Source organism: Pantoea sp. RCC30.1 (genome assembly GCF_058148845.1).
Genome location: NZ_JBXUHX010000012.1, coordinates 87260 through 104920 on the forward strand (window position 1 = coordinate 87260; position 17661 = coordinate 104920).

General features: G+C 52.1%; 13 protein-coding genes. 4 read left to right on the forward strand and 9 right to left on the reverse strand.

Features of this window, described 5'->3' with window-relative positions:
- The first annotated feature begins 52 nt into the window (after window positions 1-52).
- The 3 genes from AC2LB6_RS12650 (at window position 53) to AC2LB6_RS12660 (ending at window position 2636) form a co-directional block, all read left to right on the forward strand.
- Window positions 53-586 (forward strand): SRPBCC family protein, encoded by a 534-nt coding sequence (locus AC2LB6_RS12650; RefSeq protein WP_490093781.1) that lies wholly within the window; start codon window positions 53-55, stop codon window positions 584-586.
- Window positions 587-1753 carry a zinc-dependent alcohol dehydrogenase gene (locus AC2LB6_RS12655; protein ID WP_490093782.1) on the forward strand — a complete coding sequence of 389 codons (1167 nt, stop codon included), beginning with the start codon at window positions 587-589 and terminating at the stop codon, window positions 1751-1753. It abuts the gene before it with no gap.
- A 337-nt stretch (window positions 1754-2090) separates the two neighbouring features.
- Window positions 2091-2636 carry a chorismate mutase gene (locus AC2LB6_RS12660; RefSeq protein ID WP_490093783.1) on the forward strand — a complete coding sequence of 182 codons (546 nt, stop codon included), beginning with the start codon at window positions 2091-2093 and terminating at the stop codon, window positions 2634-2636.
- A 37-nt stretch (window positions 2637-2673) separates the two neighbouring features.
- Here AC2LB6_RS12660 and AC2LB6_RS12665 read toward each other — a convergent pair whose 3' ends face one another.
- The 7 genes from AC2LB6_RS12665 to AC2LB6_RS12695 form a co-directional block, all read right to left on the reverse strand.
- Window positions 2674-3678, reverse strand: a complete 1005-nt coding sequence (locus tag AC2LB6_RS12665) for a substrate-binding domain-containing protein (RefSeq protein ID WP_490093784.1) — start codon at window positions 3676-3678, stop codon at window positions 2674-2676.
- 29 nt (window positions 3679-3707) lie between these two features.
- Window positions 3708-5117 carry a sucrose-6-phosphate hydrolase gene (locus AC2LB6_RS12670; RefSeq protein WP_490093785.1) on the reverse strand — a complete coding sequence of 470 codons (1410 nt, stop codon included), beginning with the start codon at window positions 5115-5117 and terminating at the stop codon, window positions 3708-3710.
- Entirely contained in the window at window positions 5117-6487 is a 1371-nt protein-coding gene (locus AC2LB6_RS12675; RefSeq protein WP_490093786.1) for a sucrose-specific PTS transporter subunit IIBC, read from the reverse strand. Before AC2LB6_RS12675 ends, AC2LB6_RS12670 begins: the two co-directional genes overlap by 1 nt.
- 67 nt (window positions 6488-6554) lie before the next feature.
- Complete coding sequence (locus AC2LB6_RS12680; RefSeq protein ID WP_490093787.1) at window positions 6555-8090, reverse strand: carbohydrate porin; 1536 nt, start codon at window positions 8088-8090, stop codon at window positions 6555-6557.
- Window positions 8091-8250: 160 nt separating this feature from the next.
- The gene (cscK, locus tag AC2LB6_RS12685; protein WP_490093788.1) at window positions 8251-9177 is read right to left on the reverse strand and encodes a fructokinase; all 927 of its coding nucleotides are present in this window, start codon (window positions 9175-9177) and stop codon (window positions 8251-8253) included.
- 219 nt (window positions 9178-9396) lie between these two features.
- Complete coding sequence (locus AC2LB6_RS12690; RefSeq protein ID WP_490093789.1) at window positions 9397-10368, reverse strand: ParB family protein; 972 nt, start codon at window positions 10366-10368, stop codon at window positions 9397-9399.
- The gene (locus AC2LB6_RS12695; RefSeq protein WP_090967098.1) at window positions 10365-11567 is read right to left on the reverse strand and encodes an AAA family ATPase; all 1203 of its coding nucleotides are present in this window, start codon (window positions 11565-11567) and stop codon (window positions 10365-10367) included. Before AC2LB6_RS12695 ends, AC2LB6_RS12690 begins: the two co-directional genes overlap by 4 nt.
- Before the next feature lie 2033 nt (window positions 11568-13600).
- Between AC2LB6_RS12695 and AC2LB6_RS12700 the strand changes: the two genes are divergently transcribed.
- Window positions 13601-14674 carry a RepB family plasmid replication initiator protein gene (locus AC2LB6_RS12700; protein ID WP_490093790.1) on the forward strand — a complete coding sequence of 358 codons (1074 nt, stop codon included), beginning with the start codon at window positions 13601-13603 and terminating at the stop codon, window positions 14672-14674.
- Window positions 14675-15958: 1284 nt separating this feature from the next.
- Here AC2LB6_RS12700 and AC2LB6_RS12705 read toward each other — a convergent pair.
- Window positions 15959-17146: a diguanylate phosphodiesterase gene (locus tag AC2LB6_RS12705; RefSeq protein ID WP_490093791.1), complete on the reverse strand. Its 1188-nt coding sequence runs from the start codon at window positions 17144-17146 to the stop codon at window positions 15959-15961.
- A 237-nt stretch (window positions 17147-17383) separates the two neighbouring features.
- Window positions 17384-17590, reverse strand: coding sequence for a YdgH/BhsA/McbA-like domain containing protein (locus AC2LB6_RS12710; protein ID WP_490093792.1), 207 nt, complete (start codon window positions 17588-17590; stop codon window positions 17384-17386).
- Window positions 17591-17661: the final 71 nt, after the last annotated feature.

Consider the following 17661-nt stretch of genomic DNA (forward strand, 5'->3'; position numbering starts at 1 on the left):
TAACTCAGATTCAGTGATTTTCGTTCCACTGAGAGAGCTATCGGAGGATGTTTTGACAACAACATCTCAGACAACCGCCAGTGATAATACTCTGACACTGCGGCGCTGGATTACTGTCGGTCTGCCCGCCACAGAGCTTTTTGCCCTGTGGCTTGAGCCCGATACCCTGCCCCGCATTATGAGCCACTTTGCGAGCGTGAGACCGGTTAATAAAAGCGATGCGCACTGGGAGATTGAGGGGCCATTTGGTAAGCACTACCGCTGGGAAACCCGGATTGTTGAAGCGCAGCCAGGCGAAATTATTGTCTGGCGCTCGCTGGAAGGTGCTGACATCCCTAACGAAGGCGAACTGCGTCTTCGCCCTGCCCCGGGTGAATGGGGTACTGAACTGGCTCTGACGTTGCACTTCACCCCGCCAGGTGGCGCACTGGGAAAAAAGGTGACGAAGTTATTTGATCTGTTGCCGAAAGAGGTGGCCAGCAAAGCGTTACATCGCTTTAAGAGTCTGGCTGAGACCGGTGAGATCCCCACACTGCAGGGGCAGCCCGCGGGCCGCCATGCCGGACATCAGGATAAGGAGAAATAAATGCGCGCACTCTGCTGGAATGGTGTCAACGATTTAAGTGTTGAAACCGTGGCCGATCCCGGTCTGCTCAATCCTCATGATGCCATTATTCGCGTCAGACTCACTACCACCTGCGGTTCCGATCTGCACGTTATTGATGGCCTGATTCCGGGTATGCGGGAAGGCGACATCATGGGGCATGAATTCATGGGAGAAGTAGTGGAGGTCGGCAGCGCGGTCAACACTATCCGACGCGGTGATCGGGTAGTGGTACCCTCCTTTATCTCATGTGGTTCCTGCTGGTATTGCCAGCATCAGTTGCCCTCCTGTTGTGATAATACCCATCCGCAATGGGAGAAAGGAGAGACGGTGCTGGGCCACGCGACCGGTGGCATATACGCTTACAGTCACGCGTTTGGTGGTTATGCAGGCTCACACGCAGAATATATTCGCGTGCCCTTTGCGGACAATGATTGCTTCGTTATCCCTGAGGGCGTAACCGATGAACAGGCGCTGTTCCTCTCCGATGCGACTCCCACCGGTTACATGGGCGCCGATTTCTGTAATATTCATCCTGGTGACACGGTGGTGGTCTGGGGCTGTGGCGGCGTCGGCCTGATGGCACAGCAAAGTGCATGGTTGATGGGTGCACATCAGGTCATCGGTATCGATCGCTATCCGGAGCGACTGGCGATGGCGCGCGACTATGCGGGCAGCATAACGCTGGATTACACTGAGGTCGATATCAACGAAGCGCTGCTGGAGTTAACCGGCGGGCGCGGCCCGGACAGTTGTATTGATGCTGTCGGCATGGAAGCACGTGGCGAGGGATTAAGTCAGGTCTACGACAAGACTAAACAGATGCTGCATCTTGAAACTGATGTGGGTGCAGCATTGCGGCAGGCGATGTATGCCTGCCGTAAAGGCGGCAACATCGCCATTCTGGGGGTGTACGGCGTCATGGATAAGTTTCCGCTGGGGCTGATGATCAATAAGAGTCTGACTATTCGCACCGCCCAGCAGCATGGGCAACGCTACATGCACCGTCTGCTTGAACATGTTGCCCGAAACGAACTGAACCCGGCTTTCATGGCGACGCATCGATTTCCGCTGGAAGAGGCACCGCGGGGCTATGAGATGTTTAAACATAAAGAAGATGGCTGCGTTCGTGCCGTGTTTGTTCCCTGATAACAGGTCTGCCCTGACTCCGCAAAACCCGATCAGGGCGGCTGTGCCGCCCTGCTAAACCTCACTTTATTTTTGCAGTTGATCCCATCAAACTCCGGACGCCCTTAATCGAATTATGACAGCCAGTAATGGCACGACCGCGCTGAAATAAACCGGGCATAGTTGCATACCAATATGAAGTTTTCATGAATTTAAAGCGAAAAACCGGCTTTAAATGAACAACATGTCAATATCAGGCTGGCGCAGATAGCTATTCACATTTTGAAAACAAAATAATCACACTAAGTTATTTTTTCATGCATAAATTAGTGCCAGTTTTCATTTATGGAGCAGGCAAATGACGCAGTTTGTGGCAGTTTTTCTCTCTTCACTATTTATGTGCAGCAACGTTTTTGCAGGTTCAGTCTCTTCTGTCTCACTCGGGGCTATTTCAACCGCATTGAATGAACGCATGCAAGTTATGAAGGCCGTCGCAGGTTATAAAGCGCAGCATCATTTACCTGTTGAGGATCTGCCACGTGAGCAGATTGTGCTGGAGAGCATGCTGAACAATGCACAGCAGGCCGGACTTGAACCTCAATCAGTAGCGCCTTTTGTTCATGCTCTGATGAATGCCAGCAAGGCGATTCAGTATCGCTATCTGGCGGACTGGCTTTCCGCGCCCGATAGCACCAGGCCTGCCGCAGATCTGACTGAGACCCGGCAACAGATACAGCGGCTGGATACGCAGTTGCTGACTGCTATCAGCCAGCGCCTGATGGCGGGTTCGTTGCCAGAAGCTGACAGGCATTGGCTGATTACGCAACTCGCAGCGCCCCACCTCAGTGAGGCGGATAAAAATACGCTTGTTGTTTCTCTCTCACAGATTCAGCGCAGGCATTAACGCTCACGCAGTTAGAGGCCGGAAACGTTTCTGGCCGCTAACTGCGTAGCCGCAATGTGGCAGGCAGCACCAGCTGGCTGTTAACCGGATCCTCGCCACCGATCATGGTGGTCAGCATAGAAAAGCAGGCCTGCGCAAGTGCCGGGACATTCTGCTCTACCGTGTCGATGGGAATGGAGAGTGAATCATAAAGATAGTGGTCATCGAAACTGGCGATACGGATGTCGCTGGTCAGCAGATTATGCTCGCTCATGTAGCGCAGCACTCCCTCCAGCAGGCCGCAGGCGGCGGTGAACATCGCTTTGGGCGGTCGTCCCAGCCGCTTGCAGAGCGCAGCAAACATCTCATAGCCGCTGCCGGGATGATAGTTACCCTGAATAATCCACTCCGGCTGCAGCGTCACACCCGCCCGCGCCAGCCCCTCTCTGAATCCCGCCAGACGATCCTGGGTCGGTGAGAGATTAGACTGACCGCCCATAAAGTAGATCTCCTCCGGACGGGTGCGGGCCAGCTTTTCAACCAGCTCAGCGGTGGGCCTCACAGAGTCGGTAATGACCCACGGCAGCTTTGTGTTGTTCATGTGGCGGTCAAACAGCAGCACCGGCAGCTGTTCGCTGAGGCTGACGTAGTCGCTGTCGCTCAGCATACTGGAGGCGACAATCAGCCCGTCGACCTGACGCGCCACCAGGTTGTTGACCACGGCCATCTCCTGACCGGCATTTTCATCGGTGCAGGAGATCAGCAGCTGCAGGCCGGCTGCGCGGCAAAGATTTTCCAGCGCATGAGAAAAGGCCGCAAAGCCGTGATTGGTGATTTCCGGCACCACCAGCCCCAGAGTATGACTTCGGGCGTCATGCAGCATCCGGGCGTGGATGCTGGGCTGATAATGGTGTTCGCGGGCAAGCGTAAGAACCCGCTCTCGCGTCTCCTTCGCGACCCGTAATTCTTCGCCACGGCCGTTGAGCACCAGGCTGGCAGTGGCTTTTGAAACCCCTGCCAGCCCGGCGATGTCACTGATCGTAACGCGTTTTGTTTTTCTCACGGCAAGGCATCTGTTAATGAAACAAGCGCTTATTCTACCATGCAGCCACGTAACGACCAGTAGCGGGCCTGCAGTTCTGCGCGCCCGCGCAGGGTCAGCAGCGCCGGTTGGTCCGGAAAATAGCGGCTGCTCATCACCCCTTCCCCGTCGTTGATGAAAATCTCAACGCTGGAGTGGTCACACAGGATGTTCAACCGGCGGGCTGCGCCGGTCCAGTAGCGGTACGTCCATTTACCCGTCACCAGGCTGCGACGAGCCAGCCGCAGTTCATTCTGCTGCCAGGTGAGGATCAGCGTATCGGCAAAGTTGAGTTCGATGTCGCCCTGACTTTCCAGCTCCAGCTCCAGACGCTGTGCGCCGATCGGCGGTGCATCCTCGGCGCGGCCCTGATAGTGCTGCTCTTCCTGCCTCAACGCCTGCAGTTCCGCAACGGGCTGCTGACAGAGCCGCCCATTGCGTGAGCTCAGTTCGCGCACACAGGTCATCTGATGGATCCAGCCCTGTGCGACGGTGGGCTGGGCCATCTCTTCACCGTCTGGCGTTCCCATCCAGCCCACCAGCAGACGCCGACCGTCAGCGGTCAGCGTGGTTTGTGGTGCATAGAATTCAAACCCGGCATCCATTTCGTTCAGCGGGCCATGCAGGTATGCAGGCTGCTGATAATCCAGCGAGCCACTCAGCCAGGCGCAGGCGTGACTGTTCAGATAGCGTTTCTCTTCAGGCACAACACCCTGCGGACAGCAGATCAGATACGTGCTGTCGCCGAGCGTGAACATATCCGGGCACTCCCACATATATCCCGCAGCGCCCAGACCACCCAGTTCACTGCCCGCAATCTCGCCGAGGTTCTGCCACTCCCGCAGATTATCAGAACGCAATAGCAGCACCCTGCCCTGCAGCTGGGTATTCTGCGCGGCCAGCACCATGTACCAGTCATCTTTGTGACGCCACACTTTGGGATCGCGAACGTGACCGGTATAGCCCTCCGGCACGGCAATGACCGGGCCGAGTTTGTCAAAACCGCCCGCGTTGTTCTGCTGCGCCAGGCACTGCCACGCCGTGCGCGAGCCATCATCAAACTTCACATTGCCGGTGTAGATCAGCGTCAGCCGACCGTTGTCGTCTACCGCGCTGCCGGAGTAGCAGCCGCTACGGTCATACTCCTCATCCGGCATCAGGGCGATGGGCTGATGCTCCCAGTGCAGCAGATCGGCTGAGCGCCAGTGTCCCCAGCATTTGTGCTGATGCGCACAGCCCAGCGCGTTCCACTGGTAGAAGAGATGATAGTGACCGTCAAAATGGATGAAGCCGTTGGGATCATTAAGCAGCCCGGTAACCGGCGCCAGATGCCAGCCGGGATAGTGGCTGTCGCTGAGCGCCTTTGGCATACCCTGCATCACCGCCTGCAGAATGGCGGCAAGATGTGTTGATGAGGCCATTATTCTGAATCCGTTTTGTATTTGAGCAGGTAAGAGATCACAAACGCGGTGGTGAACGCGATTGCCATACCGATGGCATAATTGAGCATAGAGCCCGCCTGCACAATCGCCATGCCCGGCAGACCGGTCAGCCCGACCGCGGTCATATAGACGTGTACTGAGACGACCCAGGCCCCACCCAGCGCGCCACCGACTAATCCGGCGATAAAGGGTTTCATAAACCGCAGGTTGATACCAAAAATGGCCGCCTCGGTGATCCCCAGCAATGCAGAAAACGCGGAGGGCAGCGAAATCGCCTTGATCTTCGCATCACGGGTTTTGAACCACACCGCCAGACAGGCACCGCCCTGAGCGACGTTCGCCATTGCCCATATAGGCAGCAGGAAGTTCACGCCAATCGAAGGATTGCCCAGCAGCCCTGCCTCAATCGCATGGAAGCTGTGATGGACGCCGGTGATGACAATCACCGAGTAAAGCCCACCAAATACCAGCCCGGCCAGCCACCCAGCGTGCGCAATCAGCGTGCTGAGGACAAAGGAGATGCCATCACCCAGCATACGGCCCGCCGGTCCGATAATCAGCAGCGCAATAAAACCGGAGATAATCACCGTCAGGAATGGCGTCAGGATCAGATCCAGCGCATCCGGGATCACCCGACGCAGCTGCTTTTCCAGCATGCTCATAAACCACACCGCCAGCAGCACCGGGAACACCGTGCCCTGATAGCCAATCATCGCCACTTCAATGCCGAAGAAGTTCATGGTGTGGAAACCGGCGGCGACGCCCCATGCATTTGTCAGCGCCGGGTGGGTCAGAATACCGCCCAGCGTCGCCCCCAGAAACGGATTACCGCCAAACTCGCGGGCTGCAGTAAAGCCAATCAGGATCGGCAGGATAATAAAGGCCGCCGAGCTGCACATATCCAGCATGATATAGAGCGCATTTTCCGGATTGACCCAGCCGTAGGTTTTGACCATCCCCAGCAGGCCCATCAGCAGGCCTGATGCGACTATGGCCGGAATGATTGGCACAAAGATGTTAGACAGCAGGCGCGCGATGCGCTGGAAAGGATTGAGCTTACGGGCAGCAATATCAGCGGCCTCAGACTTGCTCGATTCGCTGATACCCGCCTCGGCGATAAAGGCAGCGTAGACCTTGTTCACCACGCCGGTACCGAAGATAACCTGAAGCTGGCCCGCATTGCGGAAGCAGCCTTTAACGCCTTCAATCTGGCCAATCGCGGTGGTGTCCGCTTTTTCATCATCTGCAAGCACCAGTCGCAGCCGGGTCGCGCAGTGAGCCGCGCTGGCGATGTTCTCTTTGCCACCCAGCAGGGGCAACAGGGCCCGCGATATTTTTACATAGTCCATACACACCTCAGTCTCGTTATGTTTTTATCCGCCTGGCGTTGAGGCCCCGACATCCGGGGCCGCCCGGTCAGAACCAGGTTTCCATCTGTACGCCAAAGTTCCATTCGCCACCGGCGTCGAAGCCTTTGCTGCCGAACGCGTCGTCACTGGCATAGTTATCCAGCCGGTGATCCCAGTTCATCCAGGTTGCAAACAGACGAATTTCCGGACGTTTAAGGAAGTCACCGACGTCACCGGCTTTCAGGGTTGGTGCAACGGTGAGTTTGGTGAAGCTGCCGCTAACCGCGTTACGGTTGTTGTAGCCTTCCGGACGCAGGTCCATGTACTGATAAGAGCCTTCATACTGCATCTCAAAGTTCTGCGTGATTTCCTGAATCAGCCGCAGGTTAACTGTCGCCCAGTCATAGCTGTCCCCTTTGACGTAACGATCGTCACTGCGCTGTGCCAGTACGGCAGGTGCAATGTGCCAGCCTCCACCCAGCGGTGTGATCCCGTAACTCGCCAGCCGCCAGGTATTTGCTTCCGGCAGCAGTGCGCCGTCAGAACCAATCGACTTAACCTCTGCGCCCAGGCCATGACCATAGAGCAGTGCCGTTTTCGATGTTCCCTCTGTCAGCCCATAGAAGCTGTCGTTATGCAGGCCCAGCAGCGCATGTACGCCGGTTTCGGCCGCATCGCTTTTGACTCTGAGACCGTCGATATCTCTGCGATCGTCGTTATCTTTCGCGCGCATTCCACTGACCATCATCTGCACCGGGCCAACAAAGTTATTCAGCGACAGAATGTAGTTCTGCGCGGTATTTTCATTGTTTTCGATGTCGCCAAAGGTTCGGCCATACAGCGAAATGTTGCTGTGCGCCTGATCGCTCCATTTCATGTCATAGATACCTGCACCAGTACCGGCAAGGAACACCACATCGGAGTCAATCCAGTGGATATCAAAGTTATCACGATCAAAACGCTTACCAGCCCATACGGTTGCGTTATCGAACGCGCCGGTAAACGTTGGAAGCTGACCGAGTTCGACAAACGCCTGACGCAGGTTGAGATCGCTGCTGGAAGCCGTCCAGTCGTTGTAGGTGCGCTGTCCATCGGCCAGCATCGCTTTGAAGCGGGTGGTAGCGCCATTGTCCAGCGTCTGCTTATGTTCGAGGTTGAGCTCAACGTAGGTATCCGGTTCATTACCCAGACGTCCAACGTGACCGCCGGTCTCCCCGGCAGGGGTGACGGTCGGGCCACCCTGCGTTTTGGCGGCTGAGCTGTTCATCAGCAATCCGGAACGGGCATAACCGTGGAACTCAAAGCCACCTTCATCTGCAGATTTTTGTTCCAGCTTCGCGGTGCGCTGTGCAACCTCGGCGGTGGAGGTCTGGGTCTGCTGCTGCACGGCTGCCAGCTGCTGAGCCTGCTTCTCTGCCACCTGTGCCTGCTTTTCGGCGACCTCTGCGCGGGTTTCAGCAACACTTGCCCGCTGTTCGGCTGCCTGCAGTCGCTGCTCCATCGCCGCAAGGCGTGCTTCAATGCTGCTCATGCTGGGATCGGCCCAGACGGATGTGGAAAGGAATATCGTAGAGAGGGCGACTGCTAACGTGCTTTTTTTCATTTTCTTATATCCCTGAGGAGAAGCTATCATCACCAGTAATTTTTGCTAAACCGGTTTAGGCGCAAATCATAGCCATGGGTAATTTCCCTCTGCAATGAAAAGTGCTAAACCGGTTTAGTGATTGTGAGATAGCTCCCAAAACAGGGGAGTTACAGGACGATTAGCCGCCCAGATCGTCCAGTTGGTGGAGCCACGGAAGTGCTGTCATGGCACCTTTTGCCGTGGTTGCAAGTGCGCCACATCGTTGTGCAGTGGCAAGACAAATGGCCAGCTGTGATTCATCGGCAGGCAGCCCCAGCTTCGCCAGTCCCCAGAGTAATCCGGCCACAAAGGCATCACCTGCTCCCGTAGTATCGACGCTGTTCACGGGCGTAGTCGTATGGTGAGTTATCTGGCCCTGATAGCAGGCCATCACCCCTTCCCTGCCACGCGTCACGAGTAATAAGCGAATGCCAAATCGTTCGGCCAATTGCAGCATGCTGACAGCCGCTTCCTGACCCGGACAGAGGAAATCAAGTTCTTCGTCGGAGAATTTGACCACGTCGGTATGACCGAAAGCCTCGTTCACCACCGCATGTAGCAGTGCCGGATCGGGCCAGAGGTCTTCACGCAGATTCAAATCGAAGCTGACATGACCGCCTGCCGCCCGGGTCTCTTTCATAGCGGTCAGCGTCGCGGTACGTGAGGGTTCACCCGCTAAGGCGATCGAACAGCAGTGCAGCCATTCACCGCGCTGGAACTCAGGGAGATCCGACGCCTCAAGAAACAGGTCGGCACTGGGGCGCACCATGAAGGTAAAGGAACGTTCGCCCTGCTCGTCCAGCCCCACCACCACGGTTGACGTGCGATGCAGTGGATCGGCGATCATGTAGCGGGTATCTACCTTCTCTTCACTGAGCGTCTGCCGCATAAACTCACCAAAGGGGTCAGCGCCTACCCGGCCGATAAAACCACTATTTCCCTGCAGACGGGCAATTCCAACAGCGACATTGGCGGGTGCTCCGCCCGGACACTGCATCAGACGACCCGGCATTTCGGGTAGCAAATCGACCACAGCATCCCCGATGCACCATACGCGAACAGACATAAAAAACTCCTTTGATTAATCCTGATAGCTAAACCGTTTTAGCTATAACGTTAAACCGTAGTGAGTTCAAGCATTACGATGCTGAAGTGAAGGGTATTTAACAGAAGAGTTTGTCTGGCAAAGGAGTCAGGCACAGAAGAATGTTTTACGCATGCGGGTGGATCTGACAACCAAACCGGCGCAGTGGCCGGTTTGGTTGTCAGAGAAGCGTGATGATGATTACTTCAGTGTAGAGAGTATCTGTCTTATCGACGCATCGATCTGTTCAGCAATATCTTTTGGCAAACGACTGAATTCATACTGCACGGTGCGCTTCTCGTCATTGGTTTTACGACGCGCATAGGTATTGGCCGTGGTAAATGTTGCCAGTTTCTCTGTCACGGTTTTGCTGGCGGGCGCCGGTTTTTTTAACTGACGACGCGCGCCTTTAAAGCCATTCAGGATAGCGCTCTTCTTATCATCCGCGTTGGCGCTTTGCAGGGAATCATCTTCATTCAGCTTTTGCTTAATCTCGCTAACTAACGCAGAGACTTCAACCGCTTCCGCTTTCGCCTCTTCCCAGACATCAAGCAGCAACTGGTAATCCTGAAGAGTCAGCTCGGAAACGACCGGGAAGAGTTCGATAAACTCAGCGGGTACGGCCGCCGCCTGGAACGCACGAGAGACCTTGGCGTTAGAGATACCTTCTGCTTTAGCTATCTCTGATTTGCTCATGCCATTTTCGTTCATCAGCATAAAGCGCAGACCTAACTCACGCAGGTTATGTTCTTTCGCGGTCTGAATATCCGCGGCCAGCTGACGTGCATCGCTGAGGCTCAGTTCATCCGCTGTGACCAGCACTTCCAGACTGGCACCACAAAGAAGGCATGCGGCGCGGCGGCGCGAGCCATCCATGATCTCAATCCTGTCACCGTTGACACGACCTATGGCCGGGAAGAACTGTTGCAGCGTAATGGTGCGAGTGATCTCCTGAAGTGATTCCGGTGTCAGCGTACTCTGATCGCGGCCATTGATTTTTGGGTCAACGCTGGTACGGGTTTCAATATCATCATGCAGGATGAGCTGGCGCACAAAGGTCGCCTTCGCGCCCGACTTCAGCGTAAAGGTGCGCGACTGGCTGCTGCTGTCGATCATGTTCGCGATAGCAGAATCACCAAACTTGCGGCCAATGCGCTGTATAGGTTTGCTCACAGGGTACTCCTGATATATTCGATGCGGTCAAACACAGCCCTTGAGAACTGCTCGGCTTCATATTTCGCTTTGCGCAGAGCGTCTGCGCTGCCCGGATATGAAGAAGGATTGGCACTGATTACCGTATCAAAGGATTCACCGCAGCGTTCAAAGCCATCCAGTCGCGGTAAGCTGCAGTCCAGCATCGATTTGGTAAACACTTCGCGGGCATAGCTTTGCGAAGTCAGGTGATCGTGTTTTGAGGTCATCTTGGACATAAAGCCGATGTTAGCTTTGAGCCGTGGTTCTATACCTTCGGACTCTATACGCTCCAGCATTTCCGGCAGACGCGTCAGATATTTCATGGTGGAGTGGAAATCGACCTGTGCCGGCGGCGTCGGTGTCAGCAACACATCACTGGCCGCAATCGCATTCAGCATGAAGGAGTCCAGGTGAGGACCGGTATCAAGGAAGATAAAATCGTAATCTCCCGCTAGGCGATCAATTACATTCCGGCGCAATACTTCTGAAGGTGCAACGCCGGGCAGATGTTCAGCTACCAGCTCTTCCCAGTCGCTGGCAACAAAACCATCGTCGATAGAAGCCGGGATGACATCCACGCCGGGCATGACGGTCGGCTTGATAAATTGTTCACGAAGCTGGTCTGCATCGAGATCGTTCAGCATCGCCTGCGCTGCCGTTTCCAGAACGGAACCGACGCTATTGGTGTGACTCAGGAACATCGTGCTCGATGCCTGTGGGTCCAGGTCAATAACCAGAATACGCAGGTCATTGTGCAGCATAGAAGGATGCGCGCGCATACCATGAGCCAGCGTGACAGTGCTGACGGTTTTAGAAACACCGCCTTTAAGGCTGACAACAAATACAACAAAGGGACCATCGTGGCGATCGCGATATTTCGGTATTTTACGATGCGCGTAGATGTCAACTACGTTTTCGATGGTCAGGGCATATTGCGAAGTACTACCAGTTTGCTTCTTACCAAACTGATAGCCTGCTGCTTCCATATCGTTGATGGCGGCGACAACAGCATGCTTACTCAGTAAAGGCATATTCGCGACAGCATTGCGCGAGAAGGTCTGATAAAAACCGGTCTGGTTAAATTCCTGACGCTGCTGCTCAATGTGGTTACTTAGTCCATGTAACATGGAATTGGCCCGTGTGGCCATTTCCAGCACTCCACCATAATCACGCTTCATAAGCCCCTCTGCGTTAATGTTTTTTGCATACTACACAAAAAGGATTTACCTGCCAATTTATAAGAAAAAAGACAAAAACCTGGATTTCTTGTCAGGGATGATGAGAAGAAGATGAGAGAGTTGAGTAATTTTGAAGGAGGGGCATTTTGGTGCGCTGCTTTATTTCTGCCGAAGTGAGTGAATTGAAGCGATTCTGGATCATGTCTGGAGAGCGGCTTCAGGGAGTTCCCAGATTTTCATTTCGTAAGACGACTTTTAATAATCTGGCTTTTAAAGGATGAATAGCATACTGATTTTCAGGTAATGTGCATGGTGTTTTCACCATGAAAATATCATAAAAGCTATTATAAATCATAAGATTAAAGGTAAAATCTGATGGTGAAAATCTGTTTTGAAAGATGTATTTATTAAGCAAGCACTTCCAGTTTGTAATGTGTATTGCCTGTAATGTTTATTTTAGGTTTTCAGTTCTGATCTGTAGGCTTGCCGGTAAAATGCATAGATTAACAGTTGCTGCTATCATCCATTATCTTCAACACATCTGGTATATCTCTCCCTTTCATACCTTCATCATCATGACTCTAAAACACACTTGATGGTCATATTTGAACATTGTTTTGAAGCAATTCTTCCAATGCCGCAGAATGATTACATTCTTTCATCAGATTTATTCTGAGCACAATACCAGGACTATATAACAGCTCGTCACTTTAGTTGTTTCATTAGCGTAGCAGCGAAATAGTGAGACTTATGAACGAGGGCAGGTGATTCTCAATTTGAAAGCGGGCATTAACTTCTCATGGGGCATTTGTGGTGACTGAGAAATTTTAGATGCTCGTAATCACTGTTCTGTTGTTTCCTGTCAAAACGCTTTAATCAGGTATCTATGTATCTCTTGTCCTGAGCGACTCACATTACTTCCGTAATAACGATGGTATTCATATCTTCAGTCTCCTTCAGGCAAATTTATTGTGCTGATAGGAATGATTTTCAAGCGCTATGCTTTTGTTCGCGAAGTTTCTGATCAAGTCATGTTTATCCGCTTCAGAGTGGAAACGTTGCATTTCTGATAATTTATCTACAGCTGTGAATCAAAGATGTCGTGTCGGCAGCCAATCTTTCGGTGTTTTCATCATGAAAAAATCAAATAAACTGTTATATATCAGCAATATAAGAAAGCTTATAAAGGGTGAAAAACCACGTTCGCACTGACAGATCTTGAGAATCCTCAATCAAAATCGAATAACATTATTCTTTGAAAGGTTATAAGTGAATATCGATTTGGGTTATTCCTATATTCTGTAGTAAACCGCCTTCACGATTGATCTTCCTCTTAACACTGTTCGTGGTTAATCACGATCTCACCACAGCCGCTAAATAATTAGTTCCATCTGCGATTGTAGGATCTCCTTGTTTTTGTCTGTTTTATCCCCGTTATCCACAGGTCAGATCCAATTGGTCGATCCTTAATAGATCAAATTGAGATCCTTAACAGATCCCCACTGTGTCTGAAGCCTTGTGACACAAGGCCTGAGAGGGTGTTCATAACCACTGTAGCGAGAAGAATAACCACTATAGAGAGTATAACAACCACTGTAGCGAGAAAAGCAACCGCGCTGGCGAGTACCCAACAACCACTGTAGCGAGTAAAAGACCTTTTAAGGTGTGAATAACCCTTAGCAGACTTAATGGCTGAGATTTTGCTGACTATTTGGATGAAAGAGGGTGATCCCAGGAAAAGGCAGGGCATCTGAGGGGTTCTTTAGCTGGCATTGTTACCCGGTTATCCACTGAATAGATCCAATAACAGATCCTCTCAAGATCCTAATAAGTTCCCTAAAGATCCCCACCGTGCGGCAGGCCATGGTGTGTCTGCGTTAAGACAGGTTCACTAACCACTATAGCGAGTAAAGTAACCACTGTATCGAGAGAAATAACCACTATGGCGAGTAGATTAACCGCTGTAGTGAGTGATAGTATCCACTGTATCGAGTAACAGCGGGTCTCGCCTGTTCACATCACGGATCTTCTTAATGCCAAGAAAAGAACCAGATATCCTGAACATAGCTGATGCATTTAGCGAAACAGACAAACGTACAGGTGAAGTCGTTACTCTTACCCCCAACAGTAACAATACCGTGCAGCCGGTAGCGCTGATGCGGCTTGGGTTATTTGTTCCTACGCTGAAATCCACTGCGCGCAGTCAGAAGAACCAGATGAATGCCATGGATGTGACGCAGGACCTTAAGCAGTTATCCCTGGTCAGGTCGGAAGGCTATGACAACATTAAGATTCTGGGTGCCCGCCTGGATATGGATAATGATTTTAAAACCTGGGTCGGGATCATTCGTGCCTTCGCGACGCATGAGTGTCTGGGAGACACTGTAACGCTCTCATTCGTCGAATTCGCCAAACTCTGTGGCATACCCTCAGCAAGGCTCTCCTCGAAGCTCAGGAGCCGTCTGGACGCGTCTCTGACTCGTATTGCATCGAATACCCTGACATTTACCAGCAAGGGCGGAGAAAACTATACGACGCACCTGGTGCAGTCCGCTAAATACAGCATCAAAAAGGACACTGTCACGCTGCAGGCCGATCCCAAAATCTTTGAGCTCTATCAGTTCGACAGAAAAGTTCTGCTGCAGCTTAAAGCCATCAATGAGCTGGCACGTAAGGAATCCGCTCAGGCGCTCTACACATTCATTGAGAGCCTTCCGCCGAAGCCTGCGCCGATATCTATGGCGCGTCTGCGCGCCAGACTTAACCTGACCTCGCGCGTGATTACCCAGAATGCGACCGTCAGAAAAGCTATGGAGCAGTTAAAAGAGATCGGATATCTGGACTACACCGAAACCCGACGCGGCTCATCTGTCTACTTCTGGGTCCATTATCGTCATCCTAAGCTGCGCCCGGCTGAACTGCCGCTCAGTCAATCAGGCCTGATCGATGATGAGATGGATGATTTTGACGATCTTGATATCGATCCTGGCATGATTGACGTCAGCCCGTCTCAGCTGGTGACAGAAGAGGAGAGCAGTGAGCTGGTAATGGTTTCGCGTGAGGAAAAAGAGTTACTCAACAAAATCAGGAAGCAAAAGAATCAGTAAGCCCTGTCAGCTCAGTCATTGTGGCGATCCACAGTATAAAGTTCAGCAGATATTCTTTTTAGCTAAGAAATCTGTCTCTTTAACTGAGAACATTCAACAACCACTGTAGCGAGTAACGATACTCGCTACAGTGGTTATCTACGGATCAGCACACCTGTTAGCCCCTCGATAGTCACGTCAAGCCTCACCTGTAAGGACAGCCCTGACCGCGTCTGGACACCTATTTACTCGCTATAGTGGTTACCCACTCTCATCAGTGGTGATTACCCGGGCGCAGTTGCCAGAAAGAGCCTCTCATTTTACTCACTATAGTGGTTACCCTGTTTTCATTAACTGACTTAAACCCGCTCAGGGCAGGGCAGTGGAGCCCTGGTGATGGATGTAAAGAAAAGCGACGTGCCTGTTTTACTCGCTACAGTGGTTATCCATCCTGCAATCTGAGTTAAAGATGCCTCTTTCCTGTTATTCAGCAGATAAAACTACACGCTACAGTGGTTATCAGGTTTTTTTATGGCTAATGCGGTTAGTTAATGTCCAGATCATCACGCAGATAAAGGAAAAATACTCGCTACAGTGGTTATTAAGTGAGACCAGAAAAGTCAGATCTACTCGCTATAGCGGTTGCCATCATTTCTTTCCTGTGTTTCTGGCGAAGTTAAGTATATTGATGTAAGTGCTCACTATCACATTAAGGCCTTTTAAAAGCTAATTTCAGTCAGATTATCAAATCAGAACACATGTAAATGATTACTCACTACAGTGGTTGGCTATCAGAGATGCCGCTACTGACAGACATAGTAAATCAGCTGCTGAACAGTCTAACCACCAGGCAGCTTAACCACGCTAATCCTGCAAAGAGAGCTGCAGTTCGTGGCTAACTCTGTTTTCCTGTTAATCCTTCTCGCTATAGTGGTTGCTGCGAGATTTAGCCGTACTTTTACCCGTCAAATTCATCAGAACAGGGACTGTAAAGGCCGGTGAGCCAGGTTACCTGCCTTTGTTACTCGCTACAGTGGTTTCTGACAACATGTAGAGCGCAATTTACTCGCTACAGTGGTTAGCGAAAAACTCAGAAAGGGATGAGCCGTGCCAGAAGAAATTTGTTGTCAGGCAAAATCGCCGGATTTTGATCATCAGATCGGGTTGCGATGAAAAGGTGGGGGTGGGGGTGGGGGATAAGTTGTAGTCTGGCTCGGCTGCGGCTCTGTAATCTCAGATCAGGCAACGGCGAAAAAGGCGGCCGCTCTCTGACGTACCGCTTAATCACCCTTCGGGAAGCGTTAGTTACATCGCCTCCCGGTATTCCGGCCAGGCGACGGATTGCGCTTCGTAACGACCTGCGGCGGCAAACAGCGTGCCCTGGAAATTGATGATACCTGCGGCCTCCAGCCACATCCACTCTTCTGCCTGTACGATCCCCGCCGCAATGACGGTGATTTCCAGCGCTGAACAGCATTTGATAATCGCCTGCACCACCGCCTGCTTTGGCCCACTACGATGAACGTCGCGGGTGATACCGGCATCAATGCGAATGCGGTCGGGCTGAATGTGAGTCAACAATGACAATCCTGCAGAGCCGTCACCGAAATTGTCGATCGACAGACTGATTCCGACCGCTTTGAGCATGCGTACCGCTTCAGAGAATGCTTCCAGCTGCGAAATGACTGCGGTTTCACTTACGCCGATAATGACCTGTTCAGGCACCAGCCCCGCCTGCACAATGGCAGATACAATCTGATCGACGGCATCAGGCACCACCACCAGCGTCATCGGCAACAGGCTAACGTAGAGTGTCATACTGTCCGGGCAGACCAGGCCCGCGTGGGCAAACGTCTTTTTCACGGTTTCCAGATCGTTAACATAACGCTGATCGCCCAGGGATTCGTCGGCGGGTGCGGGCCGCAGAGTGGTCGCTTCAATCGCGGTAACCTGACGAGCGAGGGGATCGACAACCGGGCGGAAGCTGACGCCTTCAGTTTCAGGACGGGAGTCCGGCACATCATTGTGTTCAGAAATAAACTCCCAGTAACCCGGCGGAAGAACCTCGTAGTAGTTCTCTTTCTCGCGGGACTCGATAAACGTGCGCAGGAATTGCAGTGCCCGATCATCATAGGTCAGGCGATATTTCGACGTTCCTTTATCCAGCACTGCCTGAAGCAGTGATGAACGATCGTGTTCACGCAGGTCAAAGAGTTCCATACCCGCATTACCAAAGCGGCGATCAGGTGCATAGTCGCGCATCAGTTCCACCACATTATGGTGGCTCCGATCCACACAGATTCGCTGATAGACCGCCTGAATGCCCGCTTCAGGACCTTCAAGCAGCTGAAAAAAATGGGTACCGTTAAATAACAGGATGCCGGTAACGTCGTGAGCCGCATTAATTTTGCTGGCGTTATCGACCATCGCGGGCACGGTTTTGATGGGAAAGTCATCTGAAATATGGCTGCGATATATTATGGTGGTCAGCATGTGCAGCTCCGCTTTATATGATTGTTGCGGACACGCTAACATTGTTCAAAAAATGTTTCATCTCTACTTACCGACTGTCGCACAGACTGCACCAGAGCAGGTGGGAGTAAGCGAAGCGGATAATTGGCTAAATAGTTTTAAGGTTTTTAAATTAATCCCGGCTGGATGAACTTATGCCTGCTGTATAATAAAAAAGGCCGCCGTAATGGCAGCCTCATCGTATTAAAGTGAAAAACGTTATTTAATAAGCTCAGCAGAGACATAAGCACGATTATCAACACGTGCGCCGGTTATTTTATAGGATGCGCCAGCATCTTTGGCCTGCGCCGCGACTTTCGCTTCAGCAGCATCCAGTGTCGAAGCGGTAGCGGTAATGCTCTCGGCAAAACTACCAAAAGAAACCAGTAGTGCAGTAACAGCAACGAAAGTTTTGATGATTTTCATAGTCAATTTCTCAGCTTTTTTTATTCAGGGAGAGGCATTGTGCCTCGATGGAATGAATAATAGACGCGATC

Excerpts from the sequence above, each read along its gene's own strand:
- AC2LB6_RS12655 (WP_490093782.1), top strand. The coding sequence starts at position 587 with ATGCGCGCACTCTGCTGGAATGGTGTCAACGATTTAAGTGTTGAAACC.
- AC2LB6_RS12660 (WP_490093783.1), top strand. The coding sequence starts at position 2,091 with ATGACGCAGTTTGTGGCAGTTTTTCTCTCTTCACTATTTATGTGCAGC.
- AC2LB6_RS12670 (WP_490093785.1), bottom strand. The coding sequence starts at position 5,117 with ATGGCCTCATCAACACATCTTGCCGCCATTCTGCAGGCGGTGATGCAG.
- AC2LB6_RS12675 (WP_490093786.1), bottom strand. The coding sequence starts at position 6,487 with ATGGACTATGTAAAAATATCGCGGGCCCTGTTGCCCCTGCTGGGTGGC.
- AC2LB6_RS12680 (WP_490093787.1), bottom strand. The coding sequence starts at position 8,090 with ATGAAAAAAAGCACGTTAGCAGTCGCCCTCTCTACGATATTCCTTTCC.
- cscK (WP_490093788.1), bottom strand. The coding sequence starts at position 9,177 with ATGTCTGTTCGCGTATGGTGCATCGGGGATGCTGTGGTCGATTTGCTA.
- AC2LB6_RS12695 (WP_090967098.1), bottom strand. The coding sequence starts at position 11,567 with ATGAAGCGTGATTATGGTGGAGTGCTGGAAATGGCCACACGGGCCAAT.
- AC2LB6_RS12700 (WP_490093790.1), top strand. The coding sequence starts at position 13,601 with ATGCCAAGAAAAGAACCAGATATCCTGAACATAGCTGATGCATTTAGC.
- AC2LB6_RS12705 (WP_490093791.1), bottom strand. The coding sequence starts at position 17,146 with ATGCTGACCACCATAATATATCGCAGCCATATTTCAGATGACTTTCCC.
- AC2LB6_RS12710 (WP_490093792.1), bottom strand. The coding sequence starts at position 17,590 with ATGAAAATCATCAAAACTTTCGTTGCTGTTACTGCACTACTGGTTTCT.